The 23,222-nt window shown below is 72.2% G+C and carries 17 protein-coding genes; 7 read left to right on the top strand and 10 right to left on the bottom strand.

The window, feature by feature from the left end; translation table 11 throughout:
- Positions 1 to 147: 147 nt before the first annotated feature.
- The 3 genes from GCE65_RS13270 to GCE65_RS13280 form a co-directional block, all read right to left on the bottom strand.
- Positions 148 to 486: a hypothetical protein gene (locus GCE65_RS13270; RefSeq protein ID WP_153878725.1), complete on the bottom strand. Its 339-nt coding sequence runs from the start codon at positions 484 to 486 to the stop codon at positions 148 to 150.
- Between the two features lie 72 nt (positions 487 to 558).
- Positions 559 to 1,230, bottom strand: a complete 672-nt coding sequence (locus GCE65_RS13275) for a response regulator transcription factor (RefSeq protein ID WP_153878726.1) — start codon at positions 1,228 to 1,230, stop codon at positions 559 to 561.
- A complete protein-coding gene (locus GCE65_RS13280; RefSeq protein ID WP_228759956.1) occupies positions 1,227 to 2,507 on the bottom strand; it encodes an ATP-binding protein in 1,281 nt (426 codons plus the stop codon). The genes GCE65_RS13275 and GCE65_RS13280 overlap by 4 nt, the downstream gene beginning before the upstream one ends.
- Before the next feature lie 148 nt (positions 2,508 to 2,655).
- On the opposite strand from GCE65_RS13280, the gene GCE65_RS16695 reads away from it, so the two are divergent.
- The 3 genes from GCE65_RS16695 (at position 2,656) to GCE65_RS16890 (ending at position 8,316) form a co-directional block, all read left to right on the top strand.
- On the top strand, positions 2,656 to 4,377 hold the full coding sequence (locus GCE65_RS16695) for a PspC domain-containing protein (RefSeq protein WP_228759957.1): 1,722 nt from the start codon (positions 2,656 to 2,658) through the stop codon (positions 4,375 to 4,377).
- Positions 4,374 to 4,961, top strand: coding sequence for a hypothetical protein (locus GCE65_RS13290; RefSeq protein WP_153878727.1), 588 nt, complete (start codon positions 4,374 to 4,376; stop codon positions 4,959 to 4,961). Before GCE65_RS16695 ends, GCE65_RS13290 begins: the two co-directional genes overlap by 4 nt.
- Positions 4,962 to 5,169: 208 nt before the next feature.
- Entirely contained in the window at positions 5,170 to 8,316 is a 3,147-nt protein-coding gene (locus tag GCE65_RS16890) for an HNH endonuclease signature motif containing protein (protein WP_153878728.1), read from the top strand.
- 36 nt (positions 8,317 to 8,352) lie between these two features.
- On the opposite strand, the gene GCE65_RS13300 is transcribed toward GCE65_RS16890, so the two are convergent.
- From GCE65_RS13300 to GCE65_RS13315, 4 genes are all read right to left on the bottom strand, one after another.
- The gene (locus tag GCE65_RS13300) at positions 8,353 to 9,135 is read right to left on the bottom strand and encodes an SDR family NAD(P)-dependent oxidoreductase (RefSeq protein ID WP_153878729.1); all 783 of its coding nucleotides are present in this window, start codon (positions 9,133 to 9,135) and stop codon (positions 8,353 to 8,355) included.
- An 88-nt stretch (positions 9,136 to 9,223) separates the two neighbouring features.
- Positions 9,224 to 10,783: a glutamine-hydrolyzing GMP synthase gene (gene guaA / locus GCE65_RS13305; RefSeq protein WP_153878730.1), complete on the bottom strand. Its 1,560-nt coding sequence runs from the start codon at positions 10,781 to 10,783 to the stop codon at positions 9,224 to 9,226.
- Positions 10,784 to 10,814: 31 nt separating this feature from the next.
- Positions 10,815 to 11,213: a DUF3817 domain-containing protein gene (locus GCE65_RS13310; RefSeq protein WP_152909997.1), complete on the bottom strand. Its 399-nt coding sequence runs from the start codon at positions 11,211 to 11,213 to the stop codon at positions 10,815 to 10,817.
- Positions 11,214 to 11,223: 10 nt separating this feature from the next.
- The gene (locus GCE65_RS13315; RefSeq protein ID WP_228759958.1) at positions 11,224 to 12,117 is read right to left on the bottom strand and encodes an SURF1 family protein; all 894 of its coding nucleotides are present in this window, start codon (positions 12,115 to 12,117) and stop codon (positions 11,224 to 11,226) included.
- Between the two features lie 153 nt (positions 12,118 to 12,270).
- On the opposite strand from GCE65_RS13315, the gene pta reads away from it, so the two are divergent.
- From pta to GCE65_RS13330, 3 genes are all read left to right on the top strand, one after another.
- On the top strand, positions 12,271 to 14,373 hold the full coding sequence (pta, locus tag GCE65_RS13320; protein WP_153878731.1) for a phosphate acetyltransferase: 2,103 nt from the start codon (positions 12,271 to 12,273) through the stop codon (positions 14,371 to 14,373).
- Positions 14,370 to 15,608, top strand: coding sequence for an acetate/propionate family kinase (locus GCE65_RS13325; RefSeq protein ID WP_153878732.1), 1,239 nt, complete (start codon positions 14,370 to 14,372; stop codon positions 15,606 to 15,608). The genes pta and GCE65_RS13325 overlap by 4 nt, the downstream gene beginning before the upstream one ends.
- Before the next feature lie 241 nt (positions 15,609 to 15,849).
- Positions 15,850 to 16,368: a GNAT family N-acetyltransferase gene (locus GCE65_RS13330; protein WP_152909994.1), complete on the top strand. Its 519-nt coding sequence runs from the start codon at positions 15,850 to 15,852 to the stop codon at positions 16,366 to 16,368.
- 3 nt (positions 16,369 to 16,371) lie between these two features.
- Here GCE65_RS13330 and GCE65_RS13335 read toward each other — a convergent pair whose 3' ends face one another.
- Entirely contained in the window at positions 16,372 to 17,775 is a 1,404-nt protein-coding gene (locus GCE65_RS13335) for an aspartate ammonia-lyase (protein ID WP_153878733.1), read from the bottom strand.
- Between the two features lie 225 nt (positions 17,776 to 18,000).
- Here GCE65_RS13335 and GCE65_RS13340 point away from each other — a divergent pair, with 225 nt between their 5' ends.
- The gene (locus GCE65_RS13340; protein ID WP_153878734.1) at positions 18,001 to 18,930 is read left to right on the top strand and encodes a type IV toxin-antitoxin system AbiEi family antitoxin domain-containing protein; all 930 of its coding nucleotides are present in this window, start codon (positions 18,001 to 18,003) and stop codon (positions 18,928 to 18,930) included.
- 88 nt (positions 18,931 to 19,018) lie between these two features.
- Here GCE65_RS13340 and GCE65_RS13345 read toward each other — a convergent pair whose 3' ends face one another.
- Together GCE65_RS13345 and GCE65_RS13350 are read right to left on the bottom strand one after the other, a co-directional pair.
- The gene (locus GCE65_RS13345) at positions 19,019 to 22,081 is read right to left on the bottom strand and encodes a glycine--tRNA ligase (protein ID WP_153878735.1); all 3,063 of its coding nucleotides are present in this window, start codon (positions 22,079 to 22,081) and stop codon (positions 19,019 to 19,021) included.
- A gap of 69 nt (positions 22,082 to 22,150) precedes the next feature.
- Positions 22,151 to 23,221: a PLP-dependent cysteine synthase family protein gene (locus tag GCE65_RS13350; RefSeq protein ID WP_228759959.1), complete on the bottom strand. Its 1,071-nt coding sequence runs from the start codon at positions 23,219 to 23,221 to the stop codon at positions 22,151 to 22,153.
- Position 23,222 lies beyond the last annotated feature (1 nt).

Consider the following 23,222-nt stretch of genomic DNA (forward strand, 5'->3'; position numbering starts at 1 on the left):
GCCACCCAGTCGGGAGCGAGCCATGGATGTGGGTGGCCCGGACCACCGCTGACGTGGTCGGAGCCACCCAGTCCGGGCGGAGCCATGGATGTGGGTGGCCCGGACCACCCCTGACGTGGTCGCGGCCACCCACTGGGGGGGGGTGGCCTACCAGATGACGGCGATGGCGATGTTGGCGAGCACGAGGCCCGCGATGGCGCCGAGGAAGCCCCGGCTCACCTTCTCCTGGTTGCGACCGCCCCAGATGATCATGCCGCCGGCGATGAGCGCGATGAGCAGCTTGATCCCGTACTTCATGTCGTTCACGTCGGTGAAGATCGCGTGGGCCAGCCCCATCGAGATGAGGCCGGCGATGATGGCGGTGAGGATGCCGTGAAGCATGCCGGTGGCGATCTTCGGCTTCTTGAGGTTGACCACGGCGCCGCCGAACACGATCGCCCAGCCGACCATGTGCAGGATCACGAGAATCTGCAGGAGAAGAGTCATGTGCTGACACTACGTCAGCACCCTGGGGGGCTCACAATCCCGGCCGTGGCCCGCGTCACAGCCGCCTCGGGCTCATAGGAGCCGTCGCATCGCCGCCCAGCGGGTGAGCTCGTGCCGGGAGGAGAGCTGGAGCTTGCGCAGCACCGCGGACACGTGCGATTCCACGGTCTTGATCGAGATGAACAGCTCCCCTGCGACCTCCCGGTAGGTGTAGCCGCGCGCGATGAGGCGCATGACCTCCTGTTCCCGGGCCGAGAGCCGGTCGAGCTCGTCGTCGGCGGGCTCGCTCAGCCGGCTCGCTCCCTGGGCTCCGCCCGCACCGAAGGCGTCGAGCACGAAGCCGGCGAGCCGCGGGGAGAACACCGCGTCGCCGCCAGCGACCCGGCGCACCGCGTCCGAGAGTTCGGGCCCGCTGATCGCCTTGGTCACGTACCCGCGGGCACCGGCACGCACCACGGAGACGACGTCGTCGGCGGCATCGGAGACCGACACCGCGAGGAAGCGCACCCCCTCGCCCAGGTCGGAGCAGCCGCGCACCACCTCGGCCCCGCCGCCCCCGTCCCCGCCGGGCAGGTGCACGTCGAGCAGCACGACGTCGGGCCGTAGGGCCCGCGTGGCGGCGATCCCACCCTCGACGTCGTCCGCCTCGCCCACGACCTGCAGGTCCGCGGCCAGTTCGGCGCGCAGCCCCGCCCGCACCATGGCGTGATCGTCCACCACGACCACTCGCAACGTCGTGCTCATCGGACTCCTTCTCGATCATCGCCGCGTGCCGACCGATGCTCATGACCGCCCGGACCCGCCGCCTCATCCTGCCCGACCCGCGCGGCCGGGTCCCGCGCCCCCGCACGCGGCATCGCCAGCCGCACCTCGGTGCCCTGCCCCCGCCCCGTGCGGATCCGGGCACTGCCCCCGTGCCGGCGCATCCGCATCACGATCGACTCCCGCACCCCGTGCCGGTCGGCCGGCACGGCCTCGAGGTCGAAGCCCTCGCCGCGGTCCCGCACGTACACCTCGATCTCGGCCGGCGCGACCTCGAGGTACAGGCTCACCGGCGCGGCCCCGTGCCGGACCGCGTTCGTCAGCGCCTCCCGGGTCGCGGCCACGAGCGCGGCGGCGCCGGCACCGGGCACGTCGTCGCCCACGGTGATCGCGTCGATCTGCCGGCCGTAGCGTTCCTCCACCTCCGCGGCCACCGCCTCGACCTGGCGCGCGATCGAGCCCTCCGGCGAGGCCGGATCCGTGTACAGCCAGTCGCGCAGCTGCCGCTCCTGCGAGCGCGCCAGCCGCCGCACGGCCTCCGGGTCCTCGGCCCGGGAGCGGATGAGCGCGAGGGTCTGCAGCACCGAATCGTGCAGGTGCGCGGCGATGTCGGCCCGTTCCGACTCCCGTGCGCGTGCCGCCCGCTCGCTGCCCAGGTCCTGCCACATCCTCAGCCCGACCGGTGCGAGCACCACCGCGACCGCGGCCACAAGGAGCAGCCCGACCCCGGCGGCCCAGACGATGAGGTCGAGGGTGCGACCGCGCCCGGCGAACAGCACGACCCCGACGGCCGCGAGCCCACACCCGGCCACCACGCGGGCGAGCACGACGGACCGGGGGCGAGCTGCGTCGTCCCCACGCCCCAACTCGCTCCACGCGAGCGCGGCGCCGAGACACACGAGCACGAACGCGATGATCCACGAGGCGCCGCCGGCGATGTTGCCGCGCAGCGCCAGCAGCAGGACCGCGACCGCGAGCAGCGCCCCCGCCAGCACGAGTTCGCGATTCGACACCCGGGTGCGCAACGAACGCAGCCGCGGGGCGAGGCGGCTCGGCCCGGGGGTGTCGCCGCCGGGCACGACCGCCCACAGCCACGCGTACATCAACGCCCCCGCGCCGAGTGCGACCGTGGCGCCGACGAACGCCCACCGCACCGATCGGACCGGCAGCCCGAGGTGATCGGCGAGGCCGGCGCACACCCCGGCGAGCCGCCGGCCCGCGTGGGGACGGCGCAGCTCGGGTCGGGGCGTGGGCGTCACCGGGCCATCGTGTCACGCACGGGCCCGGCCGGACCGGGGCGCGGGCCCGATCAGGGACGAACCAGGGGTCGACCAGGGGTCCGGCGCGGCGGAAATCAGGGGAGTCCCCCATAGCGGCACGGGCCCGCGTCCGGATTGACTGTGGGGCATGCACAGCACACAGGAGCAGACCTCACCGTCGCAGGCGCCGGGGGCATCGTTCTTCTCGTCGATCCGCCGGTCCGGGATCGTTCGCACTCAGAACCGGTGGGGCGGCGGCGTGGCCGGCGGGCTCGCCCGGCGGTTCAACATCGATCCCGCGATCATGCGCGGGGTCTTCGTGATCGTGACGCTCTTCAGCGGCGTGGGCCTGCTCGTGTACGGGCTGTGCTGGGCGCTGCTGCCGGAGGAGACCGACGGGCGGATCCACCTGGAGGAGGCGATGTCCGGGCGCTTCGACGCCGCCCTTGCCGCGGCGGGTGCGGCCCTCGTGATCGGGCTCGCCCGGCCGGGGCTGTGGTTCGCCCCGTTCGGGGGCAGCGGCGCGTGGGGGATCTTCATCGCGATCATCGCCGTAGGCGCGGTCGTCGCCCTCGTCGCGGTGGCCCGGTCGCGCTCGTCGGACGGGGACGGGGCGGGCGCTTCCGGGCCGGGCGCTTCCGGGCCGACGGGAGCGACGGGCGGGCCACCGGGGCAGGAGGGTGCCGGGGCACCAGCGGCCACGGCGGAACCCACCGCGCACACCGGGGCGGTGGCGATCTCCGAGACCAGGGCGTTGCCGGTGGCGTCCGCGGCGGCAGGCCGCTCGGAGCCGGAGATGGACACGTCTCGGCGGGTGACCGAGGACCCCGCGCCCATGGCGCCGACCGAACGGTTCGAGGCTGCCCGGGCGGGGGCGGCACCCACGGAGCAGCTCGCGCCGGTGTCCTCGGATCCGGCAGCCACCGAGAAGTTGGGGGCGGGACCGGCGGCGGCCGGTCCCGCCGGTGCGACCGATGCCGCACCGCCGTTGTGGAGCGGGCAGCCCCGGCCGTATCCCCAGGCTCCCCCGCAGGCCGACCCGACCGCCCCGACCGGACAAACAGGGCCGACCGGGCCGAGCGGGCCAACCGGGCCGTGGGGGCAGTACCGGGCGCCGATGCCGTCGCGCCGCCGCACTTCGCGGCCGGGCTATCGACTCGTGCTGCTGGGCCTCGCGGGGGTGTTCCTCGTGCTCGCAGGCGTCCTGCTCGCATGGTTCAGCGGATACGTCTCGATGGCGATGCCGCCGCTGGTCATGGCCGGCGGCTCGCTCGTCGCCGTCGGCGTGGTCGTCACGATCGCCGGCCTGCTCGGGCGGAGGGGCGGCCTGCTCTCGCTCGTGTCGGTCGTCGGGCTCGTCGTCGCCGGAGGCCTCGTGATCGGCGGCTTCGACAACTACGGGTCGGGGGCCCTCACGTGGGACTCCAGCCGCACGATCGCCCACGCCCCCGCCACGTATCAGGTGACCGACCGGGCCGATCTCGAACGCTTCGAGGCCTGGTACTCGCAGAATTCCAGTGGACCGACCGTCCTCGACTTCACGACGGCAGCCTCATCGGTCGATGAGGCGGGCCTCGATCTCGGCAGCATCGCGCTCCCGCCGGGCGCATCGCTCGACCTGCGAATCCCGGCCGACGTGCCCTTCGACGTCCGGGTCACCGGCGAGAACGCGTGGGTGGATGCGTGGGACCTCTCCGGAGTGAGGGCTCACGCCACCCGCGCGGTGCAGAACTGGGGCCCGGAGCAATGGGTCCTCGGCGCCGGCGGCAGTCTCGATTTCACCTCGGCCCTCGTGGGCGAGCCACTCCGGCTGCACCTCGACGCGCCCGAGTCCGCGATCAGTATCCAGTTCGTACAGGAGCAGTCATGACCAGCAGCCCGAACGCGACCGTACCGACGAACGATGGTCCGAACGACGCAGCAGGGAGTCCGACGGCGGCGAAGCGGCGCACCCCGCGTGCCGGGATCCGCAGCACCACGGTGGTCTGGGGGCTGCTACTCATCGCCGGTGGCGTGCTCGTGGCGGCCCTCGGCCTCGGCTACCGGCTCGACGCGATCACGTTCACGGTGATCGTGAGCGCCGGACTCGGCGTCGCCCTGTTGCTGCTGGCGATCCTGCCGCGCCGGGCGCCCCGGGCGACCGTCACGGTGTACGAGCCGTGGCCCACCGAGGGCCCAGGTGTCATGCCGGCGGCCGGGTCGGGCGGATTCGTCGCCCCCGCCGCGACCGGCGGCGTATCGGGGATGGACGACGCACCCGACCCACTCGACTCTGCACCGGCGGCACCGGCGGCGGCACCGACGGAGCCGCCCACGACCGCGGCGCAGCCCGATCAGTCGACGATCGAATTCCCGCGCTCCGGCCACGAGCCGCCCCCCGACGACGCCACGGCGACTTCGGCCGGACACCCCACCGGCGACGACTGGTGGGATCCGAGCGCCAAGCGCGACTAGCCCTTGTCCTCGCGGCCTCCCCACCCGGGCCGGTTCCAGTGGCGCGACGTCGCCATCGGGTGATCGGCCTCCTGCTGCTTCCGGCTACTCGACGCGATCGCGAGACTTCTCGGGAATTTCTTCGACTTGTTTCCCCGGCAGTGTTCCTGGGTGCCCTTGGGCGGTTGGGGCCGGGGGAATGTCGGTGGTCGCTGAGACCATGATTGGTATGGAACTTCAGCAGCTGGTGGGCGAGGTGGGCGATGATGCCGGCCTGGTCGCTCGGCTGCGTCAGGGCCGCGATACCGTGGATCGGGTCAAGTTGGAGCAGCTCGCGTTGGCGGCGACGTGGGTGCAGTGGCATCCGTTCGTCATCGCCGATGACTATGACGGCGATGAGGACCTGGCCGGTGCGCCGCGGCTCGTGGCCGAACGCGCCCGTGCCCGCAACGCGATCTGGGAGCGGGAGGGCCACGTGGTCACCCCGGCCACGACCGGATCCGGCACCGGGGCCGGATCCGACTCCGGGGCCGGCGCGGGTGCCATGGGCTCTGATTCGATGGATGCCCCGGCGGCCGCCACCACGTCGTCCTCCTCCAGCGAGTCCGCCACCGGCGGTGACGCCACCGCCGCGTGTGCCGATCCCGCGCCCTCGGCCAGTGGCACGCTTGCAGGTGCTTCCTCCTCTCCCGCGGCCGGCGAGCCGGCCACCTCCAGCTCCGCGGCCTCCGGCTTCACCACCTCTGAATCCGCCACGACCGGATCCGGCTCCGGGGCCGGGGTCTCGGGGTTCGTGGCCTCGGGTGGTGAGCACGGGGCCGATCTGGGGGTCGATCCGGGCACGGGGGTGCGGGGGTTGTGGACGGTGGAGGAGTTCTCGATCTCGACGTTCGCGACCGCGGCCGGGATGGGTCTGGGCGCGGCCGAGCGGCTGCTGCTGGAGGCCGAGCAGTTGCGGGTGCGGCTACCGCGCCTGTTCGCCCGGACCATGGCCGGGCGGACGCGGGTGTGGCGGGCCCGGACCCTCGCCCGGGCGACCCTGTTCCTCTCGGAAGAGGCATGTGACTACGTCGATGCCCAACTCGACCTCGTGCCCTTGAACTTCGGGCAGGCCCAGCTCGATGGCCTGATCAAGCGGGCCCTGATCGAGCACATGCCCGAGGAGTACGAAGACCTCGAGGAACGCTTCGCCGCGCCACCGGCACGAGACGTCGTGTTCAAGCACGCACGCGACGGGACCGGGGACACGAGCGTGCAGGCCGTCCTGCCCGTCGTGGAGGGCCGCATCCTCGAAGACGTCATCGACCACCTCGCCGCCACCCTCACCGCCCAGGGCTGGAAGCTGACCGCGGGCGAGTTGCGCTCCTACGCCATGGGCGACCTCGCCCGGCTCCGCTACGACGGCCAACACCCCCTCACCCCACCCGAGACCCCCACCAGCGAGCCGAACAGTGGGCCGACCGGTGCCCAGCTGCCCGGCAGACCACCCGACGGGCCGAACGATGGGCCGGCAGGGCCGAGCCGGTGTGGGGATCCGAACTGCACCGGCAACCGCCACGACGACGACCCGGTGACCACCGCCAGCCCGGTGACCACGGGCGTCCCGGTGACCACGGGCGTCCCGGTGACCACGGGCGTCCCGGTGACCACGGGTGGGGCGGGTGTGCCGCGTGGCAAGATCTTGATGTACTTGCACGTCCAGGCCCGTGACCTGTTCCCCTTCGGCATCCCGAACACCGGCCCACCACCACCGCCGACACCCGGCGGCGCCGGAGGTGCCGGAGCTGCGGGAGCCGATCACGGCGATGACGCCGCCGGCAGGCCCGCCACGCGCGCATCCGGGCCCCCGACCGGGCCGACCGGGCCGCTGACCGAGCCCACCGAGCCGACTGGGTCGCCTGGGCCGCTGACTGGGTCGTCGTTGGGGATTGATCCCGGCCGGTTGCGGCGGACGCCGGTGCGTATCGAGGCCCGCGGCATCCCGGCCGGCACGTTCATCAGCGCCGCCGAACTCGCCCCGATGTTCTACCGGCCATCCGCGCTCACCCCGCACGGACGCCCCTGCACCGGTGACTGCCTCACCCGGCCCACCGGCCCGCCCGACGGCCCGCCCGCGGGCCCGATCCTCGACCGGCGCAGGCACCGATCTGACAGCAGCCGATCTGGCAGCAGCCGATCTGGCGGCATTGAGGGGACAGCCCTGCCCGGAACCGGCGGGACCGACAGCACAGGTGTGTCCACCGCTCCCGGATCCGTCGAGGTCGCCGCCGAGGCCGGCGAGACCGTCCGGCCCGGAACCGGCGAGACCGACACCACAGGTGTGTCCACCACTCCCGGATCCACCGTAGTCGCCGCCGGGGCCGGCGAGACCATCCTGCTCGGGGCGTCGGCCGGCAGCCCCGGCTCCGGTGCTGCCGGTGCTACGGGTGCTACGGGTGCTGTCGGTGCTACGGGTGCGGCCGGTAGCGGGTTGGCGTGTTTCGCGCCGGAGATCATCGTTCGTCCGGTCCTGGACCTGGACGAGCCACTCGCCACGGACTGCTACACCCCGTCCGAGCGGCTGCGTGAACAACTCGTCCTGGCCGAGGATCGATGCGCCTTCCCCTGGTGTACCCGCACCGCCCGCGCCTGCGACCTGGACCATATCCAGGCCTGGCACACCACCCGGCCCCGCACCGGCCCGAACGCCGGCGCCGAGGTCGCCACCGGCGGGGCGACCTGCCTGTGCAACCTCGCCCCGCTGTGTCGGGCGCATCACCGGCTCAAGACCCACGCCCGCGCCGCCGCCGCGTCCCACGGCCGGCACGCGGCCTGGACCTACGTCAAACTCGATACCGGCACCTACCTGTGGACCGGCCCCCACGGCCTCCGGCTCCTACGCACCCCGTGGGGCACCTACGACACCCAGAACACCGGCATCCAGAACACCGACATCCACGAACCAGACGAGCCGGGTCAGACGAGCAAGACGAGCGACCACCGTGACTCGAACGGTCCGAACGGCGTGGACGGCGTGGGCGGCCCGAACGACCCGACCGACCTGACCGGCTCGAACGGTCCGACCGGCGTGGGCGGCTCGACCGGCCCGACCGGCCCGACCGACTCAATCGGCACGACCGACGCAACCGGCGCGACCGGCGCAACCGGTGCGACCGGCGTGGGCGGCGCGAGCGAACGGTCCGCGAACGGGGCGATGTCCCCGCAGCGGGAACGGGCGAACCGGGCCCACTGGTCCGAGGCCACCCTCGAGAACCGGGACATCCTCGAGGCCTGCAACCACGACATCATCAAGAGAGCCGACCAGGCCCGCGCCGCCAGACGCCTAGCAGAAGAGGCCGCAGCCGACGCCTGCCGACTCGACGAACCACCCTTCTGACCACGCCGGTCCCGGAGCGCCGAGCCCCTCGCGGCCTCAGGAGCGGCCTTCCGCGTCTTCCGCGCGCAACGCATCCATCGTCCGGCGGGGGCCGGTGAGCACACCGCCGTCGACGGGCAGCGTGATACCGGTGATCCACGAGGCGTCCTCGGAGAGGAGGAAGGCGATCGCCGCAGCGATGTCCTCCGGCTCCCCGAGCCGGCCGAGCGGATAGAGGGGGATGAGCGGGTCGGGCCCGCCGACCTCGTCCCACACCCGGGTCCGGACCGTCCCGGGCGCCACGACGTTGGCCCGGATCCCCCGTGGCCCCAACTCCGCCGCGAGGTTGCGCGCGAACGACACGAGCCCGGCCTTCGCCGCGGAGTAGGCGTCCTCACCGAAGGCCGCGAGCCCGTTGACCGAGCTGACGAACACGATCGCGCCACTGTCCCCCAGGTACGGCACGCCGGCCCGCACGAGCCGCATCGCCCCGCCGAGGTTGAGGTCGACCGCCCAGTTCCAGTCCTCGTCGGTCATGCCCTCGGCCACGCTCGGTCCACGCCGGGCCGCCCCGGCCACGTTCACGAGGAAGTCCAGCGCCCCAACCGCCGCCACCGCATCGATTAGTGCGCAGTCGACGGTCGCCGTCTCGGTCATGTCGCATTCGACCACGACCGCGCCGGGCAGGTCCGCGGCCACGTCCCGCGCCGCCCCCACATCGACATCGGCCAGCACCACGCGGGCACCCTCCGCGGTCAGGCGGCGCGCGGTGGCGGCCCCGATCCCGTGCGCGGCACCGGTGACGACCGCGGTCCTGCCTGCGAATCGGCTCGCGTCCATGCGGCCTCCCTTCCAGTGAGGGAAACCTACCCGACCCGGTGAGGCGTGTGCGTCACATCGCCGCAGCCCCCGGCGGGCCGCACCCGCCTCACTCCCACTCGATCGTGCCCGGCGGCTTGCTGGTCACGTCGAGCACGACCCGGTTCACGTCGGGCACCTCGTTGGTGATCCGGTTGGAGATCTGGGCGAGCAGGTCGTACGGCAGGCGCGACCAGTCGGCGGTCATCGCATCCTCCGAGCTCACGGGCCGCAGCACGATCGGGTGGCCGTAGGTGCGCCCGTCCCCCTGCACACCGACGGAGCGCACGTCGGCGAGCAGCACGACCGGGCACTGCCAGATCTCCCGGTCGAGGCCGGCCTTCGTCAGTTCGGCGCGCACGATCGCGTCGGCCGCGCGCAGCGTCGTCAGCCCCTCGCGGGTGACCTCGCCGACGATCCGGATGCCGAGCCCCGGCCCGGGGAACGGCTGGCGCCAGACGATGCCGTCCGGCACACCGAGCTCGAGGCCGACCTGGCGCACCTCGTCCTTGAACAGCTGCCGCAGCGGCTCCACCAGCGAGAACTGCAGGTCGTCCGGCAGGCCGCCCACGTTGTGGTGGGACTTGATGTTCGCGGCGCCCTCGCCGCCGCCGGACTCGACCACGTCCGGGTAGAGCGTGCCCTGAACGAGGAACTTCACGTCCTCCCCGCCGCTCACGAGGTCGCGCGCGGCGGCCTCGAAGGCGCGGATGAACTCGCGCCCGATGATCTTGCGCTTGGTCTCCGGGTCCGTCACCCCGGCGAGCGCGTCGAGGAAGGTGTCGGAGGCGTCGCGCACCATGAGCTTGACGCCCGTGGCGGCCACGAAGTCCTGCTCCACCTGCTCGGCCTCACCGGTGCGCAACAGGCCGTGGTCCACGAACACGCACGTGAGCTGGTCGCCGACGGCCCGCTGCACGAGCGCTGCGGCGACCGAGGAGTCGACGCCGCCGGACAGCCCGCAGATGACCTTCGCGTCCCCGACCTGGGCGCGGATGGCCGCGACCTGCTCGGCGATGACGTTCGCCGCGGTCCAGTCCGGGCTCAGGCCCGCGCCGCGGTAGAGGAAGTTCTCCAGGGTCGCCTGCCCGGCCTCGGAGTGGAGCACCTCCGGGTGCCACTGCACGCCGAAGAGCCGCCGCTCCCGATCCTCGAACGCGGCGACGGGCGCGCCCTCGCTCGAGGCGAGCACCTCGAATCCGTCCGGGGCGCGGGTCACGGCGTCGCCGTGGGACATCCACGCGAGCGGGCATGCGGGCGAGCCCTCGAGCAGCGTGCCCGGCTCGGCCACGGTCACCTCGGTGCGCCCGTACTCGCGCCGGCCGGTCTCGGTCACGGTGCCGCCGAGTGCCGCGGCCATGGTCTGGAAGCCGTAACAGATCCCGAGCACGGGCACGCCGGCCTCGAACAGCGCCGGGTCGATCCCGGGCGCGCCCTCGGCGTACACCGATGCCGGCCCGCCCGAGAGGATGATGGCCGCGGGATCCCTCGCGAGGATCGCCTCGGCGCTCAGCGTGTGGGGGACGACCTCGGAATACACCCGGGCCTCGCGCACGCGGCGCGCGATGAGCTGGGCGTACTGGGCGCCGAAGTCGACGACGAGGACAGGGCGGGGCAGAGCAGCGGTCACCGGTCAAGGATAGGGGACGACGCAGCTCGCCTCACGCGGGTCGGCGCGCCTCGAGCGTCGTGTTCACCCAGTGGCTCGTGCGGGTCTCCATGACGAACGAGAGCACGGGCACGACGCCGCCGGCGACGAGCGCGAGAATCCGCCCGACCGACCACTTCATCCGGCTCCACAGGTCGAAGACGGCGATGAGGTAGACGACGTAGATCCAGCCGTGGATGAACGGCACCCACGCCCCGATGACGGGCTTCGCCGACCCCTGCTCGTCGAGGCCGGCCGCGTGGAACACGTATTTGAGCACCATCTCCAGGCACAGCAGCAGGAGCATCCCGCCGGTGACGAAGGCCATGACCCGGTAGCGGGCGAAGGCGGAGCGGTCCTTCTGTTCGGCGATCCGGGTGACGTCGGCGGGGTCGGAAACGGGAGAGGTCATGGGTCCATTCTCACGGTCGTGCGGGTGGGGTCACAACGAGCGGGTCGCGGGCGGCCTCCGGCGGGCCGGCTGCTCCGGCGTCGTCGTCGGCGGCGGCAGCAGCAGCGGCGAGGTCGCGGGCCTCGTCGCGGACCATGCGCCACCAGATGAGCACGGCGAATCCGCCGAAGATGAACCATTCGCCGGCATAGGCGAGGTTCTGCAGGTTGAGGCCGCCGCCGGAGAGGGTGGGCACGGCGACGTCGTCGAGCGGGGGCAGGCCGGCGGGATCGGGCACGGCCGGGTCGGATTCGGCGAGCACGATGAAGCCGGAGTAGATCGGGGTGGACCATTCGTTCACGAGCTGGGCGGAGCTGACCGCCCCGATCTCGTCGCCGTCGACCGGGTCGCCCACGGCCTGGGAGCCGTCGAGGTAGCCGATCGCCTCGACCCGGGTGCCCTCGGCGTTCAGGTAGGCCGGGTCGGTCTCGGCGACCCAGCCGCGCACGACCGGCAGCACGGCGCCGCCGTCGGTGCGCAGCCCGGAGAGCACCCAGTAGCCGCTGGTCCACAGGTCCGTGTTCTCCGGGTCGGCCGGGTCGACCCGGAACTGCCCCGGCACGAAGAACTCGGGGCCGATGTAGGTGCCGGCCACGTGCACCCGGCGCCCGACCATCTCCTGGGTGAAGTGGGTCTGCGGCTCGGCGATGTCGCCGATCGGCACGGGCGCTGCCTGCTCGCGCGCGGCGAGCTCGGCGGCCTGGCCCTGTTCGGCGCGGGCGACGGCCCGGTCGAGCTGCCAGGCCCCGAGCCGGACGCACACGGCCGCGGCGGCGAGGATCACCACGAGCAGGACGAGCATCCGCCGGGTGAGCGCCGCCTGACGCCAATGCTTCCCGCTCGGGCGCGGGGACGGTTCTGACACGCCCCTACTGTACGTCGACCCCCTGGGCGTCTAGGCCCTGTGGCCCGCCCCCCGCCGGCCGCCGCGCCCTAGGATCGACCTGGGACCGGCCACCATCCACGGCCGGGGCCCGCCGTCGTTCGACCCGCCCACCCGACCTGGAGGGACCAGCACATGTCGGCCCGCAGCATCTACGTCGCCTCCCCCGAGGGGCACACCGGCAAGTCCTCGATCGCGCTCGGGATCGTGGATCTGCTCGTGGGTCAGGTGCGTCGGGTCGGCGTGTTCCGGCCGGTCATCCGCTCCCGGTCCGAGCCCGACGCGGTGCTCTCGCTGCTGCTGCGCCACGTCGGGGTGGACCTGCCCTACGAGGACTGCACCGGGGTCACCTACGACGAGATCCACGCCGATCCGGAGGCCGCGCTCGGCCGGATCATCTCCCGCTACCGTGACGTCGCCCACCGCTGCGACGTCGTGGTCATCGTGGGCTCGGACTACACGGACGTCGCCGGCCCGACGGAGCTGGCCTACAACACGCGCATCGCCGCGAACCTCGGATCGGCGGTCGTGCTCGTGACCTCGGCCTGGCAGCGGGCCGGCTCGGACGTGCGGCACGTGGTCGACGTGGCGATGGCCGAGCTCGCCGCGGGCCACGCGCAGGTGGTCGCCGTCGTCGCGAGCCGCGCCGTCCCCGAGCACCTCGAGGACGTGCGCGCGGCGCTGGCGGACCTGCCCGTGCCGAGTTGGGCCCTGCCCGACGTCCCCCTGCTCTCGGCGCCGTCGGCGCGCGAGCTCATGGACGCCGTCGACGGCGCGCTGTGGGCCGGCGACGACGCCCTCCTCGACCGCGAGGTCGAGAACGTCATCGTGGGCGGCATGACGATGGACCACATCCTCGACCGACTCACCGACGGCGCCATGGTCATCGTGCCGGGCGACCGGTCGGAGGTGGTGCTCTCGATCGTCGCCGCCCACGCGGCCGAGTCGTTCCCCTCGCTCGCCGCGCTCATGCTCAACGGCGGCTACCTGCCCTCGGAGCAGGTGACCCGGCTCGTGCAGGGCCTGGGGCAGCGGCTGCCGATCGTCACCACCGGCCACGGCACCTTCGAGACCGCGAGCCGCGCGGCCGCCACCCCGGGGCTCATGGGCACCGGCTCCCAGCGCAAGATCGACGTGGCCCGCTCGACCTTCGAGGCACACGTGGACGGCGCCCGGTTGCGGGCCGCGGTCGCCGTGCCGCGGGCGAGCGTGGTCACCCCGCTCATGTTCGAGTACGACCTGATCGAGCGCGCCCGCGCGAGCCGCAAGCACGTCGTGCTCCCGGAGGGCGGCGACGAGCGGATCCTGCGGGCCGCGTCCACGCTGCTCGCCCGCGACGTGGTCGACCTCACGCTGCTCGGAGACGAGCAGGCGATCCGTGCCCGCGCCACCGAGCTGGGCCTCGACCTCTCCGGGGCGCAGGTGCTCTCCCCGACGGAGCCGGAGCTGCGGGAGCGCTTCGCCCAGGAGTACGCGCGGCTCCGCGCCCACCGCGGGATGACGGTCGACCGGGCGCGCGAGGTCGTGACCGACGTCTCTTACTTCGGCACGATGATGGTCCAGCTCGGCCTCGCCGACGGCATGGTCTCGGGCGCGGCGCACACCACCGCGCACACGATCAAGCCCGCGTTCGAGATCATCAAGACCTCCCCGGGCACTCAGGTCGTCTCCTCGGTGTTCTTCATGTGCCTGCCGGATCAGGTGCTCGTGTACGGCGACTGCGCGGTCAACCCGGACCCGAATGCGGCCCAGCTCGCCGACATCGCCCTCTCCTCCGCCGAGACCGCCGCCCAGTTCGGGGTCGACCCGCGGGTGGCGATGCTCTCCTACTCCACCGGCACCTCCGGTTTCGGGGCGGACGTGGACAAGGTGCGCGAGGCGACCGACCTGGCCCGCGAGCGCGCGGGGGCGCTGAGCATCGAGGGACCCATCCAGTACGACGCGGCCGTGGACGCCTCGGTCGCCGCCACGAAGCTGCCCGGTTCCGACGTCGCCGGCAAGGCGACCGTGTTCATCTTCCCCGACCTCAACACCGGCAACAACACCTACAAGGCCGTGCAGCGCAGCGCCGGCGCCGTGGCCGTCGGGCCCGTGCTCCAGGGGCTGCGCAAGCCGGTGAACGACCTATCGCGAGGAGCATTGGTGCAGGACATCGTCAACACGGTGGCGATCACCGCCATCCAGGCGCAGGGGCTCGATACCGCTGCCGGCACCATCGGCGAGGGAGGCCCCCGATGACCAACGTCCTCGTGATCAACTCGGGCTCCTCCTCCCTCAAGTACCAGGTGGTCGACGCCACGACCGGGATCGCCGCCGCCACCGGGCTGATCGAGCGCATCGGGCTCGTCGGCGGGCGGCTCATCCACGAGCGCGGCGCCGCCGGCCGGTCGGGGGCCGAGACGACCGAGTGGCAGATCGACGCGGCCGACCACACGGTCGCCGTCGAGCAGATGCAGCGGGCGTTCACCGAGCTCGGGCCGGATCTGGCCGACATGGACCTGGCCGCGATCGGGCACCGGGTGGTCCAGGGCGGGGCCCGGTTCGGCGGCCCCGTGCTCGTCACCGAGGAGGTCAAGCAGATCATCGACGGTCTCGCGGACCTCGCCCCCCTGCACAATCCCCCGAACCTGGCGGGGATCGAGGCGGCCCAACGCGCCTTTCCCGACCTCGACCACGTCGTCGTCTTCGACACCGCGTTCCACCTGAGCATGCCCGCGCGGGCGAGCACCTATGCGCTCAACGCGGCGGTGGCCCGCCAATACCGCATCCGCCGCTACGGCTTCCACGGCACGTCGCACTCCTACGTGGCCCGGCAGGCGGCCCAGTTCCTGGGCAAGCGCGACTCCGACACGAACGTCATCGTGCTCCACCTCGGCAACGGCGCCTCCGCCACCGCGGTCGCGGGCGGCACCTCGATCGACACGTCGATGGGCCTGACCCCGCTCGAGGGCCTCGTCATGGGCACGCGCACCGGCGACATCGACCCGGCGGTGGCGCTCTACCTGAGCAGGCACGCCGGCATGGGAATCGACGAGATCGACGACCTGTTCAACCGCCGCTCCGGGATGCTCGGGGTCACGGGCCACCAGGACATGCGCGACGTGATCGAGGCGTGGGAGGCGGGCAACCCCGACGCCGAGCTCGGCCTCGACCTGTACACCTACCGGCTGCGCAAGTACCTCGGCTCCTACCTCGCCGTGCTCGGCCGGGTCGACGCGGTCGTGTTCACCGCCGGCATCGGCGAGAACTCCCCCGACATCCGGCTGCGCACCATGTCCGGGCTCGACCACCTCGGCATGGGCATCGACCCCGCGCGCAACCTCGAACGCAAGCCCGGCGTGCGCGACATCAGCGCGGAGTCCGCCCGGGTGCGCACGCTCGTCATCCCCACGAACGAGGAATGGGAGATCGCGCGGCAGACGATGGAAGTCGTGCTCGCGCCGGGCGAACACGAACCGCGCGCGCTTCCCTGAGGCGAGCGACGTCGTCCATAGGCACTGGGCGGGCCGGCGCGATCGACCCTCCTCGATGACGACTTGCCCGAGCGCGTGGCGTCCCACAAGGCCACGCCCGCCGGGTCTTGACCGACCGAGTGAATTCGGTCCGATTCCCAGCCGATTCACATAAAGGACTGGTAAAGTCGATCGTGACCTGGTGACGAACCGAGGGGGCCGTGCCTAGCATGGCCACCTGACTCAACGAAGGTGGGGCGTGATGACGGAGACCGACCAGCGGCAGGGCCGCCGCGACCGGGTGGCGATCGAGTTGCGCGACGTGTGGGACGACGATCTGCCGACCTTCAACGAGTATCTGCGCGATCCGCAGTCCCAGGCGATGGCCTCCTCCACCTTCGTCGACTACACCGACACTCAGGGGTTCAACTCCTATTGGAGCAAGCTGCGCAGCAACGAGGAGGCGACCGTGCGCACGATCACGCTCGCCGGCCGGCCGCACGAGGTCGTGGGCCATATCGCGGTGTCGCCGGGCGGCAAGGGCCTGCAGGTGAGCTACTGGATCGACCGCGAGCACTGGGGCCAGGGCATCGCGACCTCCGCGCTGCGGGCGATGCTGGCGGAGGTGGCCGAGCGGCCGATCTTCGCCAACGTCACCCGGATCAACGAGCCCGGGGCCGCCGTGCTGCAGCGCAACGGGTTCAATCGCGCGGGCAACGACTCGGGCTTCGACGCCGGCAAGGGCCGGATGATCGACGACGTCATCTTCCGCCTGGGCTGACGCCTACGGGTGGGTCATCGACATCAGGTCGAGGGCCTCGTCGAGCTGGGCCTCGGTGAGGTCGCCGCGCTCGACGTAGCCGAGGTCGAGCGCCGCCTGCCGGATCGTCAGGTTCGCCGCGATCGAGTGCTTGGCGATCGTCGCGGCCGCCTCGTAGCCGATGATCCGGTTCAGCGGCGTGACGATCGAGGGCGAGGACTCGGCCAGTTCGCGGGCCCGATCGGCGTTCGCCGCGATGCCGTCGACGGTCTTCGTGGCGAGCACCCGGGTGGAGTTCGCGATCAGGGTGATCGACTCGAGCACGTTGCGGGCCATCATCGGCATCATCACGTTGAGTTCGAATGAGCCCGAGGATCCGCCGAAGGCGACCGCGGCGTCGTTGCCCACGACCTGGGCGCACACCATGAGCACCGCCTCGGGCACCACGGGGTTGACCTTGCCGGGCATGATCGAGGAGCCGGGCTGCAGATCCGGGATGTGGATCTCGCCGAGGCCGGTGCGGGGGCCGGAGCTCATCCAGCGCAGGTCGTTGCAGATCTTCGTGAGCGAGACCGCGATCGTGCGCAGCTGACCGCTCAGCTCCACGAGCCCGTCGCGGGCGGACTGGGCCTCGAAGTGATCGGCGGCCTCGGTCAGCGGCAGGCCGGTGTTCTCCGCGATGAGGCTGATGACCCGCTGCGGGAACCCGATCGGGGTGGTGATCCCGGTGCCGACGGCCGTGCCCCCGAGCGGCAGCTCGGCCACGCGCGGGAGCGCCGAGGCCACCCGTTCGATGCCGTAGCGGATCTGCTGGGCGTAGCCGCCGAACTCCTGCCCGAGGGTCACCGGGGTGGCGTCCATGAGGTGGGTCCGGCCGGCCTTGACGACGTCCGCGAACTCATCCCGCTTCGCCTCGAGGGAGGTGGCCAGCAGTTCGAGGGCGGGCAGCAGCTCCGAGGTGACGGCCTCGGTGGCGGCGATGTGGATCGAGGAGGGGAACACGTCGTTCGAGGACTGGGAGGCGTTCACGTGATCGTTCGGGTGCACCGCCCGATCGCCCGCGAGCCCGCTCTCGTCGGCGAGGGTCGCGATCACCTCGTTCATGTTCATGTTCGACGACGTGCCCGAGCCGGTCTGGAACACGTCGATCGGGAAGTGGTCGTCGAATTCGCCGGCGATGACCCGGTCGGCGGCCGCCATGATCGCGGCCGCGCGGGCATCGTCGAGATAGCCGAGCTCGTTGTTGGCCCGGGCCGCGGCCCGCTTGACGTGCGCGAGCGCGGCGATGTGGTGCCGGGAGATCCCGCGGCCGGAGATCGGGAAGTTCTCGACGGCCCGCTGGGTCTGGGCGCGATACTTCGCCCCGATCGGGACCCGCACCTCCCCCATCGTGTCGTGCTCGATGCGGTACTGGGTCTCGTCGCTCATCACATCTCCGGCAGTGCTCAAGGTGACCTGTAGGTTCCCTTCAGTATCCCATCGAGCTCCTGGGCCGGTCTCCATGGTCGAACGGGGGATCCGGCCCTCATATCCAATGATCGAAGGGCCGAAGTCACCATTCGGCGTACCCACAGAGCAGTCAGCGGCCCTCGTTATCCACCAGCCGTGACCCTCGAGCCGACACGTCGGACCGTCGTGTGGTCCGGTTGGATCATGGTGCGACAACTCGACATCCTCGCAGCAGCCGCACGTCGCCAGGCCGGTCTCGTCAGTCGGCGGCAGCTGCTCGCGTACGGCATCACGAAGCGGCAGATCGAGACGAGGACTCGACGCGGCGAGTGGCACCGCGTGACGACCGGGGTCTATGACCTACGGGCCGGGTCCGAGAGCGTGGACCGTTTCGATCACGCCCGCTTGCGGTCGGCCTGGACGGGGCTGCTCGCGACCGACCCGCACGGCATCGCGGCCGGCGCCTGCGCCCTCGCCCTTCTCGGGGCATGGGGGCTGCCGACGTCGCTGCGACCCGAAGTCTGCCTCCCCGGGGCGATGCACACACCGGGCGCGGCGGGGGTGACGGTCCGACGCTTCAGCAAACCGCTGGAACTCGTGGAGCTGCACGGCCGTCGGTTGGCGAGCCCGGTCACGGCCCTCATCCAAGCGGTGCCGGAGTGGCCGCGGGACGTCGTCGTCGCGGTGCTCGACTCGGCCCTGAACCGTGGGCTCATCGCTGCGGTCGACCTCGAGCGTATCCGTACCGGCGTGCGCGGTCGGCGGGGAGCGGCGCAGCTGCATCCGTGGTGGCCCCTCGTCGATGGACGCGCGGGTTCCCCAGTCGAGACGAAGGCGCGACTTCAGTGCCTCGATGCCGGCCTGCCCCCGCCGCGACTTCAGGTTCCGATCCTCGATGCGACGGGATGGCCCATGGCGTTCGCGGACCTCGGCTGGCTCCGTACGGATGGCATCTGGGTCGTGGTGGAGATCGACGGCCGCAGCATTCACACCAGGCCCGAGGCACTGTTTCGGGATCGTGCTCGCCAGAACGCGATCGCCCAGGCCGGCGGCTACCTCCTCCTCCGCTTCACGGCCAAGGACGTCCGCGAGCGCCGCATCGCGAACGAAGTCGCCCACGCGCTGCGTCGCTAGGCCGTCGAATGGTGCATTCGGCACCGAGTTCACTGGAATACGGGGCTGGATCCACCGCTCGACGAGGCCTGCGGGCTACCGGCGGGCGTCAGCCGTCGAGGGCGTGATCCAGTGCGCGCCAGTCGATCCCGGAGGGGGCCCGGTCGACGATCGTCTGCAGCAGCCCGAGCCGGGCGGCCTTGAGCGCATCGTCCTCGGCCATGACGAGCACCTCGTCGAAGAATCGGGTGAGCAGCCCCACGGAGTCGACACTCGCCCGAGCCCACTCGGGCAGCGGGGCCCGGGAGAAGTCCGTCAGGTCGGCCACGGCGTCGGCGAGGGCGAGCTCGGCGGCGTCGGTGAGCACCGACCGGTCGAAGGCTCCCTCTGTGCCCTGGGGCACGATCCGGGTGATCCGCTGCACCTGCTCCACGAGGCCGCCGAAACCCTCGACCGCGCGGGCCGCCGGGAGCTGATCGAGCACGGCCTGGGCCCGGAAGGGCTCGTTGGTCATCGGGGTGATGACCGCCACGTGCTCGGCGGAGACGCCCTCGTCGCGCAGCTGCTGCTCGAACCGCCCGGTCACGAACTCGACGACGGCCGCGCGAGCCTCCGGGCTCACCTCGATGCCCTGCTCCTCGAGCCTTGCGGCCGCGATGCCGACGCCGAACTCGATGCCGAGCTCCTCGAGCGCCGGGTGCATCCGCAGCACGCTCACCACGCCGAGCGCCGCGCGCCGCAGCGCGAACGGGTCGGAGGACCCCGTCGGCTTCGCGCCGATCGCGAACATGGCCACGAGCAGGTCGAACCGGTCGGCCAGCGAGAGCAGCGCCCCGGGGACCGAGGTCGGCAGCGCGTCCCCGGCCGAGCGCGGCAGCTCCATCTCGAACAGCGCGGTGGCGACCTCGGGGCTCTGGCCCGCCTTGAGGGCGTAGTCGCGTGCCATGACCCCGGCGAGGGAGGAGAGCTCGACGACCATCTGGGTGGCGAGGTCGAATTTCGCGAGCCGGCCGGCCTCGACGAGGGTCCGCTGATCGGCCTCGCTCAGCGGGGCGTCCAGCCCGTCGAGGACCGTGGCGAGGTTCGCGGCGCCGTCGCGGATCCGGTCCGCGCGGGCGGCCACGGACCCGAGCCGGTTCTCGAACGTCAGCCGCTCGAGCCGGCCGCGGAACACCTCGGGCGCCACCTCGCGGTCGGCGTCGTAGAAGAAGGCCGCGTCCTCGTAGCGGGCGCGCAGCACGTTCTCGTTCCCGACCCGCACGGCGTCCTCGTCGCACTCGCCGTTCGCGATCGCCACGAAGTACGGCAGCAGGGCGCCGTCGACGGAACGCACCGGCAGGTACCGCTGATGCTTGCGCATGACCGTGGTGAGGATCTCCTCGGGCAGCTCGAGGTAACGTGCCTCGTACTCGCCGAGGATGCCGTGCGGGGCCTCCACGAGGTTCGTGATCTCGTCGAGCAGCCCGGCCTCGGCGCCGGCGTCGATCAGCCCGCCCACTCCGGCCGCGAGCGCGGTGGCCTGCTCGAGCACGATCGCCCGGCGCCGCTCCGGTTCGAGCACGAAGCCGCGCCCGGTCAGCACCCGCTCCAGGTCGGCCGCCGTCTCGATCCGCACGAGCGGGGCGGCGTCGGTGCGGCCGAGGTAGGTGGTGCGGCCCGAGTGCACACCCGAGGCGTGCGTCGGCACGACCTCGCCGCCCCAGAGCGCCACGAGCCAACGGATCGGCCGGGAGTAGGACAGCTCCGGGTCGCCCCAGCGCATGTTCTTGTCGGCCCGCAGCCCCGTGACGATCTCACCGAGCGCGTCGGCGACCACCTCGAGCACGCTGCGGCCGGGCCGGCTGCGGCGCACGACGACGTGCTCCGTGCCGCCGAAGTCCGCCCGCTCGAGCTCCTCCGCCTCGACCCCCTGCCCGCGGGCGAACCCGAGGGCGGGCTTGGTCGGGTTGCCATCCGCGTCGTAGGCGGCGCTCACCTTCGGACCCTTGCGCAGCTCGTCGGCGTCCGGCTCGTAGGAGGCGACGGCGGCGACCCGGGCCACGATCCGCCGCGGAGTGCCCGCCACGACGATCGGCCCGTGCTCGAGCCGGGAGGCCGCAAGCCTGCTCGTCAGCCCCTCGCGCACCTGCTCGATCGCCTGGTCGAGCACGTGCGGCGGCAGTTCCTCGACGCCGATCTCGATCGCCAGCAGCTCCGGGGCCGCGCCCCGCAGGGCCTCGCTACGGGAGGCGAGCTCATCGCCGTCCATCGGCTCGCCGGCGGCCGGCGGCATGACGGAATCGTTGCGCAGCCCGGGCGCCGCGCCGTCCAGGAGCGGGAAGCCTAGCTCCTCGCGGCGGGCGACCCACAGCGCGGACACCTCACGCGCGAGCCGGCGCATCGTCGAGAACGCCTGCGCCCGCTCGGTGGTCGAGATCGCGCCGCGCGAGTCGAGCACGTTGAACGCGTGCGAGCTCTTGAGCACGTACGTGTGCGCGGGCACGGGCAGGCGCGCCTCGATCATCCGCTCCGCCTCACCGATATAGCGGGCGAAGAGCTCCTGGTTCGTGGCCACGTCCGCGTCGTCGAGGTAGTAGCGGGACATCTCGTACTCGCCCTGGGCGAAGATCTCGCCGTAGCTCACGCCCTCGGCGTAGACCATGTCCTTGAAGTGCGTGACCCCCTGCAGGGCCATCATGATCCGCTCGACGCCGTAGGTGATCTCCACCGACACCGGGTCGAGGTTCTGCCCGCCGACCTGCTGGAAGTACGTGAACTGGGTGATCTCGAGCCCGTCGAGCCACACCTCCCAGCCGAGCCCCCACGCGCCGATCGCCGGCTGCGCCCAGTTGTCCTCGACGAAGCGCACGTCGTGGGCGTCGACGTCGATCCCGAGCGCCCGCAGCGAGTCGAGGTAGAGCTCCTGCGGGTTGCCCGGGTCCGGCTTGAGGATCACCTGGAACTGGGTGTGCTGCTGGAGCCGGTTCGGGTTCTGGCCGTAGCGGGCGTCGTCGGGGCGCACGCTCGGCTCGACGTAGGCCACGTGCCACGGCTCGGGCCCGAGCACGCGCAGGATCGTCGCGGGGTTCATCGTGCCCGCACCGACCTCCGTGTTGAACGGCTGGGTCACGAGGCAGCCACGATCGGTCCAGAATTGTTGCAGCGTCAGCAGGGCGTCTTGAACGGTGAGCACCCTGCTAGGGTACCGAGCCGCGCGGGCGGTTCGGTTCAACCGCCTGTTCAGAGTATGGACGGCGCCCGCTCACCCGCGCGCGGGTGTCGCGAACTCGCTCAGCCGGCCCGTGTACGGGGCCAGGTCGATGCCCTGGGAGGCGACCCAGGCGTCGTCGTAATAGGTGTCGAGGTAGCGGTCGCCGGCGTCACAGATGATCGCCACCACGCTCCCCCTCTCCTCGGCCGCGCGCATCGCGGTGATCTTCTCCAGCGCCGCCCACAGCGCGGTGCCGGTGGAGCCGCCGACCGGCTGGCCGAGCTGGACCGAGAGGAAGCGCATCGCGGCGATGCTCGCCCCGTCCGGCACGCGCACGACCGAGTCCACGAGCTCGGGGATGAAGGAGGCCTCGACGCGGGGCCGGCCGATCCCCTCGATCCGGGAGCCGGTCGCCGTGGTCGTGAGGTCGCCGGTCTCCCAGGCGCAGGCGTAGGCCGAGCCCTCGGGGTCGGCGACGCACACCGCGGTGTCGTAGCCCGCGAGCCGCAGGTAGCGCCCGAAGGTCGCCGACGTGCCGCCGGTGCCGGCGCCGATGCTCACCCACCGGGGCACCGGGTGGCGCTCCTTGCTCAGCTGGTCGAGCACGCCGGCGGCGATGTTCAGCGGGCCGGTCCAGTCCGAGGCGCGTTCGGCGTAGGTGAACTGGTCGAGGTAGAGCCCGCCGGTCTCGAGCGCGAGGCGTTCGGACTCGGCATAGATCGTTCTCGGGTCGTCCACGAGGTGGCAGGTGCCGCCGTAGGCGACGATCCGATCGATCTTCGCCCGGCTCGTGCCCCGGGGCATGACGGCCACGAACGGCAGTCCGAGCAGCTGGGCGAAATACGCCTCGCTCACGGCGGTCGACCCGCTCGAGGCCTCGATGACCCGCCGGCCCGGCTCGAGTCGGCCGTTGCACAGGGCGTACATGAACAGGGCCCGGGCGAGGCGGTGCTTGAGGCTGCCGGTGGGCTGTTTCGACTCGTCCTTGAGGTAGAGGTCGATCCCCCAGTCCACGGGCAGCGGGAACTGCAGCAGCGGCGTCTCGCCGCACCGGGTGGCCTCGGCGTCGAGCCGGCTCAGCGCCCAGGTGGTCCAGGTGCGCCGATCGGCGACGGTACTCACG

The sequence above is a fragment of the Pseudactinotalea sp. HY158 genome, from assembly GCF_009660225.1.
Taxonomy (GTDB): domain Bacteria; phylum Actinomycetota; class Actinomycetes; order Actinomycetales; family Beutenbergiaceae; genus HY158.